This window comes from Mesorhizobium sp. Cs1299R1N3 (genome assembly GCF_037179625.1).
Classification (GTDB): Bacteria; Pseudomonadota; Alphaproteobacteria; order Rhizobiales; family Rhizobiaceae; genus Mesorhizobium; species Mesorhizobium salmacidum.
In genome coordinates this window covers 85,449-101,245 of sequence record NZ_JAPYKQ010000014.1, presented here as the reverse complement: position 1 = coordinate 101,245, position 15,797 = coordinate 85,449, and the positions used below count along the sequence as shown (strand labels likewise).

Genomic DNA, 15,797 nt, shown 5'->3' with positions numbered 1-15,797 from the left:
GAGGAACCCATGAGCACAGTTGCGACAAGCCAGATCAAGCTGACGCCGGAGCATGCCCGCCCGCGCACCTCTGTGCGGTCGCGCCTGCAGGACGCCTTGCCGAAAATCGTGCTGGCGCCGAGCTTCGCCATCACTATCGTTTTCGTCTACGGCTTCATCCTGTGGACGATCTACCTGTCCTTCACCAACTCCAAGACCTTCCCGTCCTACGCCATAACGGGCGGGCGCGCCTATCAGCGACTGTGGGGCTGGACCTTCGACACCGATCCGCCATCGAGCTGGTACACGTCGATCACCAATATGGGCATTTTCGGCTTTCTCTACATCTTGATCTGCCTGGCGCTCGGCCTGTTCCTGGCCATCCTGCTCGACCAGAAGATCCGCGGTGAAGGCGTGCTGCGTCCGATCTATCTCTACCCGATGGCGCTCTCCTTCATCGTCACCGGCGTTGCCTGGAAATGGTTCCTCGACCCTGGCCTCGGTCTCGAGCAGACGCTGCATCAATGGGGCTGGACGAGCTTCCATTTCGACTGGATCAAGAACAAGGATTTCGTCATCTACACCGTGGTCATCGCCGGCGTCTGGCAGGCCTCCGGCTTCATCATGGCGATGTTCCTGGCCGGCCTGCGCGGCATTGACGGCGAGATCATGAAAGCGGCGCAGATCGACGGCGCCACCACCTTCCAGCTCTATCGCCGCATCGTCATTCCGCTCTTGCGGCCGATCTTCCTGTCAGCCTTCATCGTGCTCGCGCACCTTGCCATCAAATCTTACGATCTGGTTGTGGCGCTGACCAGCGGTGGCCCCGGCGGCTCGGCCTGGCTGCCGTCCAACTTCATGTATGAATACACCTTCAAGCGCAACGAAATGGCCGTCGGTTCGGCAAGTGCCGTGATCATGCTGATGACCATCGTCGCCATCATCGTGCCCTATCTCTATTCGGAACTCAGGGAGAAGTCGCGATGAGCGCCGTGACCATTCCCACCCGCCAGGCCAGCGGCGGCATGAACGCCAAGATCGTCAACCGCATCGTCATCTACGGGCTTCTGGCGCTGTTCGCGCTGTTCTACCTGATGCCGCTGTTCGTCATGCTGGTGACCTCGTTCAAGACCATGGACGAGATCCAGAATGGCAACATGCTGGCGCTGCCCAAGGCGCCGACCTTCGAGCCCTGGCTGAAGGCCTGGGGCGAGACCTGCGTTGGCCTCACCTGCGCCGGCATCAAGGGCTATTTCTGGAACTCCATCAAGATGGTGGTTCCCGCCGTGCTGATCTCGACCATGCTCGGCGCGCTCAATGGCTACGTGCTGACCAAATGGCGTTTCCGCGGCGCGACACTGGTGTTCGGGCTGATGCTGTTTGCCTGCTTCATCCCGTTCCAGTCGGTGCTCTTGCCGATGGCGACGATCCTGGGCAGCCTCGGACGCTTCGGCGTGACGCTGCAGAACACGGTCGGAACCAGCTTCGGCCTTGGCAACCCGACGGTCAACCTGGTGTTCGTCCACGTCGTCTACGGCATCGGCTTCACCACGCTGTTCTTCCGTAACTACTATGAGGCGTTCCCGACCGAACTGGTGAAGGCCGCGCAGGTGGACGGCGCTTCCTTCTTCCAGATCTTCCGGCGCATCATGCTGCCGAACTCGATGCCGATCTTCGTCGTCACCGTCATCTACCAGTTCACCAACATCTGGAACGACTTCCTGTTCGCCTCCGCCTATGCCGGCACAGGTGACGCGATGCCGATGACGGTGGCGCTCAACAATGTCGTCAACACCTCGACCGGCGTCGTCGAATACAACGTCAACATGGCGGCCGCGATGATCGCCGCGCTGCCCACCCTTCTCGTCTATGTGCTCGCCGGCCGCTATTTCGTGCGTGGCCTGATGGCCGGCGCGGTCAAAGGATAACGCAATGGCTTTTCTGGAAATTGATGGTCTGAGGAAGCGTTTCGGCCAGGTCGAGATCCTGAAAGGGATTAACCTCGAGCTTGAAAAGGGCGGCTTCCTGGTGCTGGTCGGTCCGTCCGGCTGCGGCAAGTCCACGCTGCTCAACACCATTGCCGGACTGGAGACGATCACCTCTGGCGATATCCGCGTCGACGGCCGCACCATCACCGATCTTCACCCGTCCAAGCGCGACATCGCCATGGTGTTCCAGAGCTATGCGCTCTACCCGAACATGACGGTGGCCGGGAACATCTCCTTCGGCATGGAGATGCGCGGCGTACCAGCCGAGGAACGCCAGAAGGCGATCGACAAGGTGGCCAAGGTCCTGCAGATCGGCCATCTGCTGCAGCGCAAGCCGAGCCAGCTCTCCGGCGGCCAGCGCCAGCGCGTCGCCATGGGCCGGGCATTGGTGCGTGACCCCAAGCTGTTCCTGTTCGACGAGCCGCTCTCCAACCTCGACGCCAAGCTGCGTGTCGACATGCGCATCGAGATCAAGCGTCTGCATGCCACCACGGGCACAACCATCGTCTACGTCACCCACGACCAGATCGAGGCGATGACACTGGCGACCAAGATCGCGGTCATGCGTGACGGCGAGGTGCAGCAATTCGGCACGCCGGCGGAAATCTACAATAACCCGAGCAATGTCTTCGTCGCCGACTTCATGGGGTCGCCGGCAATGAACCTGATCCCGGCGACCATCGGCGGCAATGGCGGCGATCTGGCCGTCGTGCTTGATCGAGAGGCACGCCAGCCGATCACCTTGCCGATGGCCAACGCGCCGGCTGGATTGTCGGCGTTCAAGGGCAAGCCGATCATCTTCGGCGTCCGCCCGGAGGCGCTCACCGATCCGGAAGGCGCGGAACGCAACGCCTCGCAAATCGCCACCGCCGACTGCCATATCGAGGTGGTGGAGCCGGCCGGTTCCGACACTTTCGCCGTCACCAATCTCGGCGGCAAGGGCGTGGTGGCGCGGCTGCGCGCCGATGCCAACATCCAGCCGGGCACCAACACGCCGCTGGCCTTCAACCTGACCAAGGCTGTGTTCTTCGATCCGGCAACCGAGAGCCGTATTCGCTGATGCGTGTCGCCCAAAAGTGGATCCGGTTTTGGGGCAACGACGTGCATCAAAACAAACGACCTGAAGCGGGTCGCATGTGTCAATTCAAACGCGGCGCGCTTTAGGCGATGGCAACCCCCGATATCGTCATCATCGGTTCCGGCATCGGCGGCGCCACGATCGCCGCCGGTCTGGCCGGCAGCGGCGCCTCTATCCTGATGCTGGAGCGTGGCGAGCCGCTGCCGGCAACGCCGCACGCGCGCGACACACGTGCCATCTTCGTTGACGGCCATTACCGGCCGAAGGAGATGTGGCGCGAGGCCGGCGGTGCCGCGTTCAACCCAGGTAATTACTACTATGTCGGCGGCAATTCGAAATTCTTCGGCGCGGTGCTGATCCGCTACCGCAAGGAAGACTTTTCCGCCATGGAACACTTTGGCGGCGTCTCGCCGGCTTGGCCGTTTTCCTATGAAGAGTTCGAGCCTTGGTATTCCATGGCAGAGCAGCTGTTCCGCGTGCGCGGCGCGCTGGGCGAGGATCCAACCGAGCCATTTCATTCGGTTCCCTATGCCTTCAAGCCGGTGCCCGACGAGGCGCCGATCGCGCGCGCCCGTGCCGAACTCAAGGGGCTGGGGCTGCATCCGGCCTCCCTGCCGCTCGGCGTCGACATCGACGCCTGGCTGAGGGAGGGCAGGACCGGCTGGGACGCTTTTCCCAATACCGGCCAGGGCAAGGTCGACGCGCAGACCGGACCGCTGACGGCGGCCCTGACCGACCGGAACATCAAGCTCGAGACCGGCGCCTGTGTCGAATATCTCGAGACAGCCCCGGACGGCAAAACCATCTCGGCCGTTCACTACCGCCAGAACGGCGAGCCGAGGAAAGTCGCGCCGAAGCTGGTGATCCTGTCGGCCGGCGCGGTCAATTCAGCGGTGATCCTGCTGCGCTCGCCCTCACCCGGTAATGGCAAGGGCCTGGCCAACCGCTCCGACCAGGTCGGCCGCAACTTCATGAATCACAATTCGAGCGCCATGCTGGCGATCGATCCGCGCCGCAGGAACGATGCCGTCTACCAGAAGACGCTGATGCTGAACGACTACTACCTCACAGGCGGCAAGGGCGGAAAACCGCTCGGCAATGTCCAGCTTCTCGGCAAGATCGACGGCAACATGCTCAAGGCCAATGTGAAACGGGTGCCGAAATTCGCGCTCGACTTCATGGCCGGCCATGCCGTCGACTGGTATCTGATGTGCGAGGACCTGCCCGATCCGGAAAGCCGCATCATGGTCGACGGCAAGGACATCGTCATGCAATGGCGACGCTCCAACATGCAGTCGCTCGACGGGCTGACCAAGATGATGCGCGCGAATTTCCGCGCCTGCGGTTATCCCATCGTGCTGTCGCGCCCGTTCGACAAGCGCACGCCCTCGCACCAGTGCGGCACGGTGAAAATGGGCGACGATCCGGCGACGTCGCCGCTCGATCCGTTCTGCCGCGCCTTCGATCACCGTAACCTCTTCGTCGTCGACGCCAGTTTCCTGCCGAACTCGGCCGCCGTGAACCCGGCGCTGTCGATCGCCGCCCAGGCGCTGCGGGTCGCCGAACACATCCGCAAGACAGAGCTTGCCGCATGACCCGCCCGGCAGCCATCGTCACCGGCGGCGCGCGCGGCATCGGCCTTGCCTGCGCCGAGGCGCTGGCCGACGCCGGCTTCGACATTCTCGTCGCTGACCTTGCCGAAACAGCCGCAGGCGAGCTCGCCGCAAACATCACCGCGCGCGGCGCGAAGTTTGCCTATGTCGGCTGCGACGTCGCCGATCTTTCCGCCCATGCCGCCCTTGTCGACGCCGCCATGCAAGCCTTCGGCCGCATCGATTGCCTGGTCAACAATGCAGGCGTCGGCGCCGTGGTGCGGGGCGACCTCCTCGACCTCAAACCCGATAATTTCGACCGTGCGCTCGGCGTCAACCTGCGTGGCACCGTCTTCCTCAGCCAGGCCGTCGCCAAGGCGATGCTGGCCAAGCCGGGCGATCATGCCAAGTCGATCATCACCATCACCTCGGTCAGCGCCGAGATGGCCTCTCCGGAACGCTCCGAATATTGCATGTCGAAGGCAGCGCTTTCCATGTGGGTGAAGAATCTGGCGCTCAGGCTCGCCCCGGAAAACATCGGCGTGTTCGAGCTGCGGCCGGGCATCATCCGCACCGACATGACGGCAGGGGTGAGTGCCAAATACGACGCGCTGATCGACGGCGGCCTGGTGCCGGCGAAACGCTGGGGCGAAGCCTCCGATATTGGTGCCATGGTGGCGGCGCTCGCTGCCGGCAGACTGGGTTTTTCGACCGGCTCGATCATCAATGTCGACGGCGCGCTCTCCGTGCCCCGGCTGTGAACGGATGAGACAATGACCGACCACATCATCGTGGGCGCCGGTCCGGCCGGCTGCGTGCTGGCCAACCGGCTAAGCGAGGATCCATCCAATTCCGTGCTGCTGCTCGAAGCCGGCGGCAAGGACTGGCACCCCTATATCCACATGCCGGCGGGTTTCGCCAAGATGACCAAGGGCATCGCCTCCTGGGGCTGGTCGACCGTGCCGCAGAAACACATGAACGACCGCGTCTTCTGGTACACGCAGGCCAAGGTGGTCGGCGGCGGTTCTTCCATCAACGCCCAGATTTACACGCGCGGCAATGCCCGCGACTACGACGCGTGGGAGAAGGAAGAAGGTCTTGCCGGCTGGGGCTATCGCGACGTACTGCCCTATTTCAAGCGCGCCGAGAACAACCAGCGTTACGCCAACGATTTTCACGGCGACCAGGGCCCGCTCGGCGTCTCCAACCCGATCTCGCCGCTGCCGATCTGCGAGGCCTATTTCCGCGCCGGCCAGGAGATGGGCATTCCTTTCAACCCGGATTTCAACGGCGCCAGCCAGGAAGGCGTCGGCTACTACCAGCTCACCCAGAAGGACGCCCGCCGGTCCTCCGCTTCGGTGGCCTATCTCAAGCCGATCCGCGACCGAAAGAATCTCATTGTCCGGACCGATGTGCTGGTCACCCGCATCGTCGTCGAGAACGGCCGTGCCATCGGCGTCGAGGTGGTCGACAGACCGGGCGGCCAGACAACAATCCTGCATGCCGACCGAGAGGTGATCGTCTCGTCCGGCGCCGTCGGTTCGCCGAAGCTTCTGATGCAGTCAGGCATCGGGCCGGCCGACCACCTGAAATCGCTCGGCATCACGCCGGTACACGATCTGCCAGGCGTCGGCTCCAACATGCAGGATCATCTTGACCTGTTCGTCATCGCCGAATGCACAGGCGATCACACCTACGACAATTACGCCAAGCTGCACCGCACGGCCTGGGCCGGCCTGCAATACCTGCTGCTGAAGAAGGGACCGGTGGCTTCCAGCCTGTTCGAGACCGGCGGCTTCTGGTACGCGGATCCGACCGCCGCCTCGCCCGACATCCAGTTCCATCTGGGCCTCGGCTCCGGCATCGAGGCCGGCGTCGAGAAGCTGAAAAACCCGGGCGTCACCTTGAACTCGGCTTTCCTGCGGCCGCGCTCGCGCGGAACGGTGCGGCTGAAAAGCGCCGATCCAGCCGACCATCCGCTGATCGATCCGAACTACTGGTCCGATCCCTATGACCGCGCCATGTCGCTGAAGGGGCTGCGGCTGGCGCGGGAGATCATGCGGCAGAAGGCACTTGCCCCCTACGTGCTGCGCGAGGTGCTGCCCGGTCCGTCGCTCGCCAGCGATGACGAGTTGATCGACTATGCCTGCCGCACGTCCAAGACCGACCACCATCCCGTCGGCACCTGCCGCATGGGCCATGACGAGATGGCGGTGGTGACGCCGGATCTCAAGCTGCGCGGTATAGAAGGCTTGCGCGTCTGCGACGCATCGGTGATGCCGCGTGTGCCTTCTTCCAACACCAACGCGCCGACCATCATGGTTGGCGAAAAGGGCGCTGATCTGATCCTTGGCCGCGAGCCGCTGGCGCCGGCGGTGTTTTCCGGCAATCGTGCTGCTTAGGGAGTGGTAAAATGATCAGGCACTGTGTTTTCGCAAGATTTCGTAGTGATGTGTCCCCGGCCGAGCGCACAGCTATCCACGCCGACCTCGAAGCGTTGCGGCAGGTGATCGAAGGCATGGAAACGGTTCAATTCAGCGCCAATGTCAGTCCGGAGCCCTTCGCGCGGGGTTTCAGCCATGGCTTCACCATCGATTTCCGCGATGCAGCGGCGCGCGACGCCTATCTCGTCCATGAGGCGCATCAGCGTGCCGGCGCCCGGCTGGTCGCGGCCCTCGAAGGCGGCACCGACGGATTGATGGTCTTCGACCTCGATCTTACGAAAAAGTGAACCGCCGGCCTTTCGAAAGCTGCCCGGTCGCTGTTCTCTTTTGCCGACAAGGCGACATATCGTTCCTTTGGGGGTACAAAGGAGGACGCCTTGAACCTCGCCGCCGAGCAGAAGAAAACCGTTCTGGCGTCATTTCTGGGCTGGACGCTCGATGCTTTTGATTTCTTCCTTCTGACCTTTCTGCTCACCGACATTGCGGCTGAATTCCGGACCGATGTCCCCGCGGTGTCGAAGGCTCTGTTCCTGACCTTGGCGACCCGCTTCATCGGCGCGTTCTTCTTTGGCATGCTTGCCGACAAATACGGTCGCAAGCCGATCTTGATGCTCAACATCGTCAGCTACTCGGTGATCGGGGCGCTGGCTGCTTTCTCTCCCAATCTCGGCATCTTCCTGGCGCTACGCGCCCTGTTCGGCATCGCCATGGGTGGCGAATGGGGCCTCGGCTCCTCGCTTGCCATGGAATCCATACCGCCGCGGGCACGCGGCATGGTCTCGGGTATCCTGCAATGCGGTTATCCCGCCGGTTACCTCCTGGCGGCGGTGGTCTATGGGCTGCTCTATGGACAGAAGGTCGGCGACTTCGTCCTCGGCTGGCGCTTCATGTTCCTGCTGAGCTTCATACCGGCGCTGATGGTTCTGTTCATCCGCTCGCACGTGCCGGAATCGCCCCCCTTCGTCGAGGCACAAAAGCAGGTCAGACCGGGGTTGCTGGAAACGCTGCGGAAGCACTGGCGCGTCGCGCTCTATGCCGTGGTGCTGATGATGTTCTTCAACTTCTTCAGCCATGGCACGCAGGACCTCTACCCGACCTTCCTGAAGAAGCAGCATGGCTTCGACCCGCATACGGTGAGCTGGATCACCATCGTCGCCAATATCGGCGCCATTGCCGGCGGCCTGGCGTTTGGCGCGCTGTCGGAGAAGACCGGCCGCATCAACGCCATTACCCTCGCATGCATCATCGCCCTGCCGGCGATCCCGCTATGGGCCTACAGCTCCACGCCCTTCATGCTGGCCATTGGCGCCTTCATCATGCAGGTCGCGGTCCAGGGTGCCTGGGGTGTCATCCCGGTTCACCTCAATGAGCTTTCGCCCGGCGCGGTGCGCGCCACCTTGCCCGGCTTCATATACCAGGCCGGCAATCTCGCTGCCTCCTACGGCGGTCCGTATCAAGCGGGGATCGCGGAGGCACCCGGCGGCAGTTATGGCTATGCGCTGGCGCTGTTTGCCGGCGTGGTCGCCGTCTGCATCATCGTGGTCATCCGCTTCAGTCCTGAACGGCGCGGTCAGGTAATGACTGTGCTGGGTTGAAACGTCAGCCCATCCTCAGCGCGATCACGCCTGCGACGATGCTGAGCGCGGCGGCACCGCGCCAGCCCGTCATCTTCTCGCCGAGCGCGTAGACCGAAATCATCATGGCGAACAGGATCGAGGTCTCGCGCAGTGACGCCACCGAGGCGATCGGCGCCTTGGTCATCGCCCACATGACGATCCAGTAGGCGGCGCCGGAAAGTACGCCGGTGAACAGCCCGGTCTTCCAGTCGCGCGCCAGAACCGGAAGCGCCTTGGGTCCTCGGAAAACGAGGCAGAGCACCAGCGCCCCAAGCGCATCGCAGATGAACAACCAGGCGGCATAGCTTTGCGCGGTTGCGGCCAGCCGCGCGCCGCTGCCGTCGGATAGCGTGTAGCTGGCAATGAAGATCGACGTGCCCAGCGCAAATGCGACCGCGCGCAGGTTCAGCTTCTCCAGATGCGCCCCACCGCGGAACGACATTACCAGCGTTCCGGCCGATAGAAGCAGGATGCCCACGATGGCGAGCGGCGCCGGCACCTCGGCGACGACGAACATCCCACCAATCGCGGCCAGCAGAGGTGCCGTGCCACGCGCCAGCGGATAGGTCTGGGCAAAATCTCCGGCCTGGTAGGCGCCGATCAGGAAGGTGCGGTAGCCCATGTGGAAGATCACCGAAGCGGTGATGTAGGGCCAGACTTCCGCCTTGGGCACCTCGACGAAAGGCAGCACCACGAGGCCAGCGACCCCCATGCCGAACGTCATCAAAGTGATCGACAGGAAGCGGTCGAGATGCACCTTGACCAGCGCGTTCCAGATCGCGTGCATGGCGGCCGCGGCAAGCACCGCGAAGAAGACGAAAAGCGTCATATGGAGCTCATCGACCTCCAGAGCCGAAGGGCGTTTCGAGATCAATGTCGACCCGGACGGGGAAGTGGTCGGAAGCAAGCTCGCCGATATCGGCGCTGGCCGAGCGCACACGCCCGGCCAGCATGCCGCCGACAAAGCAATGGTCAAGACGGCGCTTTGCCAGTCTGCCGTCGATGATCTTCTCATGCGTGTGGAAATCACCAGCCGGTTCAACCGCCACGGCGGCGGCATCGACGAAGCCGTCGAAATAGGCTGCTCCACGATGATATGGCGTGCTGCCGACGATGCGACGGTACTCGGCGCTGCCGGGTTCCATGTTGAAGTCGCCCAGCCAGATCGCCGCCAGCGGATTTTCCGGCTCGACTTCCCCATGTGTCCAGTTGCGCGAAGGTTCGTCGTCCACGCCGCTCCACGGTCCGCCTTCCCCCGGCGCCCGGCGATGCTGCGCCAAGAGATAGTCGATCTGGTCCAGCCGCTCTTCCGCGGCGATGTGCGCGAGATGCAGCGAAAGCACCCTGACCGACCCGGCCGGCGTGCGGATCATGCATTCGAGCGCGGCGTTGCGGGTGTTGAGCGGACGCAGCGTACGGCGCATCGGCAGCGCGTGCAGCCGCGACCAGACGATCGGCAGTTTTGACAGGACCATGGTGCCGAATTGCCGGCGGCGGTTGACCAGACGGCCGTCCCGCCATTCGCTGGCATCCATGTCGAAGGCCGGGCCATACACCCAGTGATAATCAGGCAGAAGCCGTGAAAGCAGCTCCGGCTGGTCGTCGAAATTGCTGCGCTGCCAGTGCCGCTCGACCTCCTGCAAGGCGATGATGTCGGCGCCGGCAATCATGCGCGCGGCGCGCGAAAGATCGTAGCGCCCGTCGCTGCCGAACCCGTACTGGATGTTGTAGCTGACCAGCTTCATTGCTTATCCGGCTCACTTCCCGGTGTTGGCAGTAACGGTTCGGTCGATCGCTTGCAATGTGCAGGAGGACGGACGGGGCTTGGGCCAGCAGGGCGGCGGTCGAGACGCGGCATCTGCTAGTCGGTGGTCAACGGCTGGAACCGGCCTGCCGGCGACGCCGCCAGTTCCGCCCAGTCGATCTCTTCCTCCAGCCGGTGATAGGCTTCATCGCCGATCGTGCCGTTGCTGCGCAGTTCTTCCAGCGTGTCGCGCTGGCGGTTGATGGCGTAGAGCCGCAGCCGGTCGTATTCGGTCGCCGCCTGCGCGTCCTCCGGGTTTTCCGCGACCACGCGCTGAGCCTCGTATTGTTCGCGCACGACGGCCGCCGCGGCCGACGTCTTGCGGCTCAATACATCAAGGGCGGCCTGCATGATGGCAACCCGCGCCTGAGCCACTTCGCGATCGACACTCGTGTCCCGTTCGAAGTTGAGTATCCGCAGCAAGGGCTTCAAGGTCATGCCTTGCAACACCAGCGTGCCCAGAACCACTGCGAAGGCCGCAAGCACGATCGGGTCGCGGCCGGGAAAGCCGGCCGGCAGGGCAATGGCCACCACCAGCGTCACCAATCCCCGCATGCCGCACCAGCCGACCAGCACGGCGCCGCGAAATGTCGGCGCTTCTCGCCTTCTGTCTTCGCCGCTGAAACGGGCGAACCATCGGATGATCGCAACGTAACTCGCCACCCAGACGAGACGTGCCAGAATGACGACAACCAGCACCGTCGCGGCAAAGAGAAAGGCTCCGCCCTGCCCGTCGCCGGAGAGCCGGCCGACGATAGAGCGTGCCTGCAGCCCCATCAGCACGAAAGCCAGTACATTGAGAACGAACACCGCCGATTCCCAGACTGAATAGGTGCTGACGCGGCGTCTCGCCGACATGCGGCGCGGCGCACTGCGCGCAATGGTGATGGCATAGACGACGATGGTGATGATGGCGGAAAGACCGAGCCTGTCGGCCAGGATCCACACCCCGAATGTCCCGGCGAACTGCACCACGGTGCTGCTTGCGGCGTCGTCGATCCGGCTAAGTGTCAGCAGCGAGACACGGCCAAGCACATAACCCGCGGCCAAACTGCCAATCGTCGACAGCAAGATCACCGGAATGGCGTTGCTCAGCAGGATCGAGCCGAGCGCGGCCGAAACCGCCAACCGGTAGATCAGCAGCGCGGTGGCATCGTTGAGCAGGCTCTCGCCCTGCAGGATGGCGGTGAGGCGGTACGGCACCTTGAACTGGCCGAGCACGGCGCTGGCCGCCACCGCATCCGGCGGCGCGACGATGGCGCCAAGCGCGACCGCAGCCGCGATCGGCAGCCCGGCCATTTTCCAGCCGACGAAGGCAACGACCACGGTGGTGAAGACCACGGCGCCGAGCGCCAGCAGCACCAGAGACAGCCTGTAGCGCTTCAGGTCGCGCAGCGACGTGTCATAGGCGGCATCGAGAAGCACCGGCGCGATGAACAGGGCAAGCGCCAGTTCCGGATCGATCTCGATCACTGGCGCACCGGGTACGAAGGCAATCGCGACGCCGGCCAGGGCCAGAAGGGACGGATAGGGAATCTCCAGCCGTCGCGACAGTGCCGTCAGCGCGACGGCGGTCAAAAGCAGGACAAGGGTGAGTTCGAAAAGAGCCATGGGCGTTTAAATCCATGCGACGGGAGTGCCTGCCTCGACATGCCTGGAGGATGCGGTGGATTGGCCACCAAACTCAAGCCCTCTGGCAGTACGTCTCAAACCGCCTTCAGCCGGACAGACCGAACGCGCGGCCAGGCCAGGAAAGGCGAGCCGACAGAAACATTTGCCTGATGCCAATTGGTCAAACGATGAGTCTTGACCTTTCAACGACAGCGGTCCTCTATTACCAACTGCAAAAGTCATATCTCGATATTTAGCTGATTGAAGAGTCCCATGCTGAGATTGTTCGCGACACTGTGCGCATTGATACTGCTCCCGCCAATGGCAACAGCGTCCGCACTTTACGAAGAACTACTGGTCGCGAAGGTAAAACTTCTGGGAACCCAGCGACCAGATCCGGGCATGGGACTCTGGGCGAAACAGACAAATGAGAGATTGATGTCCACACTAGAAGGGAAATGGGTCGATCTCGGATACTCCGATCTGACCAGCGAAGACCGCCTGAATAAATACTGCCGTGAATTTGGAGTCACATTCAGAAAATTAACAGACTATTCCTTTGAAGTCACCTCACAGGCAGTCCTCCGTCACGCGAAACAGCCGATCCATAAAGAGTATATTTTCAAAATGGGAATGTCCTACAACTACCGATGGAACATCCAGCAACAAATAGACAACCTCGGCGACTCGGAGCCCACCAGCACGCAGATATTGAGAAATGCCAACGGAACAAGCTCGTTGATGATGATGTCGCCAAACATCCTGCTGGAAGTTGATTTCGGCTTCGGAATGCCTTTCCTTTGGGGGCGTTGCCCCGCGCAATAGTCTTGCGGCTTGGGCCCGCCCTAATTGACCAAACGGCCTGTGCTACTGTCAATGCAACACCAGCATATCGCTCGACGAGAACGAAATCTCGGCCTTTTCACCGACCGCGGGCGGCGGCGTCGCCGGGCTGTTGAACGTGTCGAGCGACACCGTGTTGCCGCCGATGCCGACGCGAACACGGATCACCGAGCCGAGGAAGTGTACTTCGGAAATCTCGCCCGAAAGACTGGAATCACGGCCGGGCTGGCGACCAAGCGAAATTGCCTCGGGCCGCAGCGCCAGCGACAGCATGTCGCCGGACTTCGAGCCGTTGAGCTTGCCCTTGAGCGAGACTTCCTGCGTGTTGACCTGCACCGTGCCGGATGCGGCGTCGGTGACCTTGCCTTCGAGCACGTTCAGCGTGCCAACGAAATTGGCGACGAATTTGGTTGCCGGCCGGTTGTAGATCTCGAACGGTGTGCCGACCTGCTCGGCCTTGCCGCCATACATGACGGCGATGCGGTCGGAGATGGACAGCGCCTCTTCCTGGTCATGGGTGACGAAGATGGTGGTGATGCCGAGCTTCTTCTGGATCGAGCGGATTTCCTCGCGCAGCGACACACGTACCTTGGCGTCGAGCGCCGACAGCGGCTCGTCGAGGAGCAACAGCTTCGGTTTCGGCGCGATCGCACGCGCCAGCGCAATGCGCTGCTGCTGGCCGCCGGAGAGCTGGTAGGGATAGCGGTCGGCCATCTGCGGCAGCCTGATCATGTCGAGCATCTCGGCGACGCGGGCATCGATATCCGCCCTGGGCATGCCGGCGACCCTCAGGCCGAAGCCGATGTTCTGCGCCACGGTTAGGTTCGGGAACAGCGCATAGGCCTGGAACACCATGCCGACATTGCGCTGGTTGGGCTTCAACCGGGTGATGTCCTTGCCGGCTACGACGATCTTGCCGGCTGATGGCTCCTCGAAACCGGCGACCATGCGCAGCACAGTGGTTTTGCCACAGCCGGACGGCCCAAGAAACGAGACGAATTCACCCGGCTCGACGTCGAGATTGAAGTCCTCCACCACCGTGGTGGCGCCGAAGGATTTTCGGACGTGCTGGATGGAGAGGAATGGCTCGGCCATGGTTCTTTCTTTCAATCAATTCGGGCGGTTGGCGGACTTCGGCGCAAACCGCGACAGGACCTGGATCAGCGACATGCAACCCCAGGTGATCACGAAAGCAATAATGGACAGCGCTGCCGGTTCATAGGCTCGGTTGGCAACCAGGTTCTGCAAATAAGGACCGAAAGCGGGCCGATTGAGCAGACTTGCCATGGTGAACTCGCCGATGACGATCGCGAACGTCAGGAAGGCGCCGGAGAGCACGGCGATCAACACGTTGGGAAGGATCACGCGGGTGACGATCGTACCCCAGCCGGCGCCGAGGATCTGGGCCGCTTCCGTCAGCGTCCGAACGTCGATGGTACGAAGTCCGGTGTCGACTGCTCTGTACATATAGGGCAGCGCCAGCGCCGCGTAGCCGATGACCAGCAGAGCATTTGTGGCTGTATTGTTAGACAGGAACGGCAGGGGCGAATTCGAGCCGTACATCCTGATATAGCCGAAGACGATGACGATGGCCGGGATGACCAGCGGCAACAAGGTGATGAACTCGACCACTGGGCGAAGCTGGGGCAGACGCAGCCGGATCCAATAGGCGGTGGGCACAACGATTAGCACACCAAGAAGGATGGTGAAGACCGCCACGATCACCGAATACATGAAAGTTGTCTGGAACTGGCTATCGCCGAGCACGACCTTGTAGGCGTCGAAGGAATAGACGCCGCGACGCATGCGCAGCGAAAACTCGATCGTCGCGATGAGCGGTATGAAGAAATAGGCCGCGCCGAGGATGAAGACGACCCAGGCCCAGAATTTGCCAGCCTTCATTTGAGCCACCTCTCGGAACGGGAGCGGAACCAGATGTAGAAGATGTTGGCCAGCCCGGTGATGAAGATCATGCCGAACGCAATCGCATAGCCGAGGTGGGCATTGTGCAGCACATCGCCGCGTATCTGCGCGTAGAGCAGGATGGGCACGATGTTGAGCGAAGAGCCCGTTAGCGCATAGGCGGTGGCGATGGCGCCGAAGGCGTTGGCGAAAAGCAAGATCACGGTGCCCAGGAAACTCGGCCATAGCACGGGTATCACAACCATCCGCCAGTACTGCGACTGTGTCGCGCCGAGCGTCGCTGCGGCCTCACCCCATTCCTTCTTCAGCCCGTCGATCGCCGGCACGATGATGACCACCATGAGCGGGATCTGGAAGTAGACATAGGTGAGCGTCAGCCCCCAGAACGACAGTAGGTTGAAACCATGCGCATAGAGATTCAGCCCAACCAGCGTATTGAGCAGAACGGTAACCAGCCCAAGGCGGCCAAGCGTGGCGATGAAAGCAAACGCAAGCGGCACGCCGGCGAAATTGGAAGCCACCCCGGAAAAGGTCAGCGTTGCCGACCGTATCCAGTTCGGCAGACCGCCTCGTACGATGGCAATCGCAATGGCCAAGCCTGCAAAGGCGCCGATCAGCGACGAGGCCAGGCTTACCTTGATCGATATCCAATAGGCGGCAACGATGTTCGCCTGCGACAATGCGAAGATGTTATCCAGCGTGAATTCGCCTGCATCGTTCTGGAATGCGCCGAGCATAAGGTAGAGCGTCGGCAAAATCAGAAACATGATGGCGAAAATGAAGAACGGCGTCACCCCGAGCCACTGCGTCGGAAACCGCAAGGCGCGCGCTTCTCCTGGGGGCGCGCTCTTTCCCGCAATGGCCTGACTGGAAAGCGTAAGATCGGTCATGCGCCGGCTACCGTCTTCGAGGAAAGACC

General features: G+C 62.3%; 15 protein-coding genes. 9 read left to right on the top strand and 6 right to left on the bottom strand.

Features of this window, described 5'->3' with window-relative positions:
* Window positions 1-9 precede the first annotated feature (9 nt).
* From O7B34_RS24845 to O7B34_RS24810, 8 genes are all read left to right on the top strand, one after another.
* Window positions 10-966, top strand: coding sequence for a carbohydrate ABC transporter permease (locus tag O7B34_RS24845; protein ID WP_027142944.1), 957 nt, complete (start codon window positions 10-12; stop codon window positions 964-966).
* Entirely contained in the window at window positions 963-1,907 is a 945-nt protein-coding gene (locus tag O7B34_RS24840; protein WP_337148525.1) for a carbohydrate ABC transporter permease, read from the top strand. Before O7B34_RS24845 ends, O7B34_RS24840 begins: the two co-directional genes overlap by 4 nt.
* Before the next feature lie 4 nt (window positions 1,908-1,911).
* Window positions 1,912-3,027: an ABC transporter ATP-binding protein gene (locus O7B34_RS24835; RefSeq protein ID WP_140711924.1), complete on the top strand. Its 1,116-nt coding sequence runs from the start codon at window positions 1,912-1,914 to the stop codon at window positions 3,025-3,027.
* Window positions 3,028-3,134: 107 nt separating this feature from the next.
* A complete protein-coding gene (locus O7B34_RS24830; RefSeq protein ID WP_337148524.1) occupies window positions 3,135-4,640 on the top strand; it encodes a GMC family oxidoreductase in 1,506 nt (501 codons plus the stop codon).
* On the top strand, window positions 4,637-5,398 hold the full coding sequence (locus O7B34_RS24825; protein ID WP_337148523.1) for a 3-ketoacyl-ACP reductase: 762 nt from the start codon (window positions 4,637-4,639) through the stop codon (window positions 5,396-5,398). The genes O7B34_RS24830 and O7B34_RS24825 overlap by 4 nt, the downstream gene beginning before the upstream one ends.
* Window positions 5,399-5,410: 12 nt before the next feature.
* A complete protein-coding gene (locus O7B34_RS24820; protein ID WP_337148522.1) occupies window positions 5,411-7,039 on the top strand; it encodes a GMC family oxidoreductase in 1,629 nt (542 codons plus the stop codon).
* A gap of 11 nt (window positions 7,040-7,050) precedes the next feature.
* Window positions 7,051-7,368 (top strand): Dabb family protein, encoded by a 318-nt coding sequence (locus tag O7B34_RS24815; RefSeq protein WP_337148521.1) that lies wholly within the window; start codon window positions 7,051-7,053, stop codon window positions 7,366-7,368.
* 90 nt (window positions 7,369-7,458) lie between these two features.
* Entirely contained in the window at window positions 7,459-8,676 is a 1,218-nt protein-coding gene (locus O7B34_RS24810) for an MFS transporter (RefSeq protein ID WP_337148520.1), read from the top strand.
* A 4-nt stretch (window positions 8,677-8,680) separates the two neighbouring features.
* Here the strand turns inward: O7B34_RS24810 and O7B34_RS24805 are convergent, their stop codons facing one another.
* The 3 genes from O7B34_RS24805 to O7B34_RS24795 all read right to left on the bottom strand — a co-directional run bounded on the left by O7B34_RS24805 (window position 8,681) and on the right by O7B34_RS24795 (window position 12,112).
* The gene (locus tag O7B34_RS24805; protein WP_337148519.1) at window positions 8,681-9,526 is read right to left on the bottom strand and encodes an EamA family transporter; all 846 of its coding nucleotides are present in this window, start codon (window positions 9,524-9,526) and stop codon (window positions 8,681-8,683) included.
* Between the two features lie 7 nt (window positions 9,527-9,533).
* Complete coding sequence (locus O7B34_RS24800) at window positions 9,534-10,442, bottom strand: endonuclease/exonuclease/phosphatase family protein (protein WP_337148518.1); 909 nt, start codon at window positions 10,440-10,442, stop codon at window positions 9,534-9,536.
* Between the two features lie 116 nt (window positions 10,443-10,558).
* A complete protein-coding gene (locus tag O7B34_RS24795) occupies window positions 10,559-12,112 on the bottom strand; it encodes a cation:proton antiporter (protein WP_337148517.1) in 1,554 nt (517 codons plus the stop codon).
* 273 nt (window positions 12,113-12,385) lie between these two features.
* On the opposite strand from O7B34_RS24795, the gene O7B34_RS24790 reads away from it, so the two are divergent.
* The gene (locus O7B34_RS24790; RefSeq protein WP_337148516.1) at window positions 12,386-12,937 is read left to right on the top strand and encodes a hypothetical protein; all 552 of its coding nucleotides are present in this window, start codon (window positions 12,386-12,388) and stop codon (window positions 12,935-12,937) included.
* 48 nt (window positions 12,938-12,985) lie between these two features.
* On the opposite strand, the gene O7B34_RS24785 is transcribed toward O7B34_RS24790, so the two are convergent.
* Genes O7B34_RS24785 through O7B34_RS24775 form a run of 3 tightly spaced genes read right to left on the bottom strand, consistent with a single transcriptional unit; the run spans window position 12,986 to window position 15,768 of the window.
* A complete protein-coding gene (locus O7B34_RS24785) occupies window positions 12,986-14,050 on the bottom strand; it encodes an ABC transporter ATP-binding protein (RefSeq protein WP_337148515.1) in 1,065 nt (354 codons plus the stop codon).
* A 15-nt stretch (window positions 14,051-14,065) separates the two neighbouring features.
* Window positions 14,066-14,857: an ABC transporter permease gene (locus tag O7B34_RS24780; RefSeq protein WP_337105528.1), complete on the bottom strand. Its 792-nt coding sequence runs from the start codon at window positions 14,855-14,857 to the stop codon at window positions 14,066-14,068.
* Window positions 14,854-15,768: an ABC transporter permease gene (locus O7B34_RS24775; protein ID WP_337148513.1), complete on the bottom strand. Its 915-nt coding sequence runs from the start codon at window positions 15,766-15,768 to the stop codon at window positions 14,854-14,856. The genes O7B34_RS24780 and O7B34_RS24775 overlap by 4 nt, the downstream gene beginning before the upstream one ends.
* Window positions 15,769-15,797 lie beyond the last annotated feature (29 nt).

Excerpts from the sequence above, each read along its gene's own strand:
- O7B34_RS24845 (WP_027142944.1), top strand. The coding sequence starts at position 10 with ATGAGCACAGTTGCGACAAGCCAGATCAAGCTGACGCCGGAGCATGCC.
- O7B34_RS24840 (WP_337148525.1), top strand. The coding sequence starts at position 963 with ATGAGCGCCGTGACCATTCCCACCCGCCAGGCCAGCGGCGGCATGAAC.
- O7B34_RS24835 (WP_140711924.1), top strand. The coding sequence starts at position 1,912 with ATGGCTTTTCTGGAAATTGATGGTCTGAGGAAGCGTTTCGGCCAGGTC.
- O7B34_RS24830 (WP_337148524.1), top strand. The coding sequence starts at position 3,135 with ATGGCAACCCCCGATATCGTCATCATCGGTTCCGGCATCGGCGGCGCC.
- O7B34_RS24825 (WP_337148523.1), top strand. The coding sequence starts at position 4,637 with ATGACCCGCCCGGCAGCCATCGTCACCGGCGGCGCGCGCGGCATCGGC.
- O7B34_RS24820 (WP_337148522.1), top strand. The coding sequence starts at position 5,411 with ATGACCGACCACATCATCGTGGGCGCCGGTCCGGCCGGCTGCGTGCTG.
- O7B34_RS24815 (WP_337148521.1), top strand. The coding sequence starts at position 7,051 with ATGATCAGGCACTGTGTTTTCGCAAGATTTCGTAGTGATGTGTCCCCG.
- O7B34_RS24805 (WP_337148519.1), bottom strand. The coding sequence starts at position 9,526 with ATGACGCTTTTCGTCTTCTTCGCGGTGCTTGCCGCGGCCGCCATGCAC.
- O7B34_RS24800 (WP_337148518.1), bottom strand. The coding sequence starts at position 10,442 with ATGAAGCTGGTCAGCTACAACATCCAGTACGGGTTCGGCAGCGACGGG.
- O7B34_RS24795 (WP_337148517.1), bottom strand. The coding sequence starts at position 12,112 with ATGGCTCTTTTCGAACTCACCCTTGTCCTGCTTTTGACCGCCGTCGCG.
- O7B34_RS24790 (WP_337148516.1), top strand. The coding sequence starts at position 12,386 with ATGCTGAGATTGTTCGCGACACTGTGCGCATTGATACTGCTCCCGCCA.
- O7B34_RS24785 (WP_337148515.1), bottom strand. The coding sequence starts at position 14,050 with ATGGCCGAGCCATTCCTCTCCATCCAGCACGTCCGAAAATCCTTCGGC.
- O7B34_RS24780 (WP_337105528.1), bottom strand. The coding sequence starts at position 14,857 with ATGAAGGCTGGCAAATTCTGGGCCTGGGTCGTCTTCATCCTCGGCGCG.
- O7B34_RS24775 (WP_337148513.1), bottom strand. The coding sequence starts at position 15,768 with ATGACCGATCTTACGCTTTCCAGTCAGGCCATTGCGGGAAAGAGCGCG.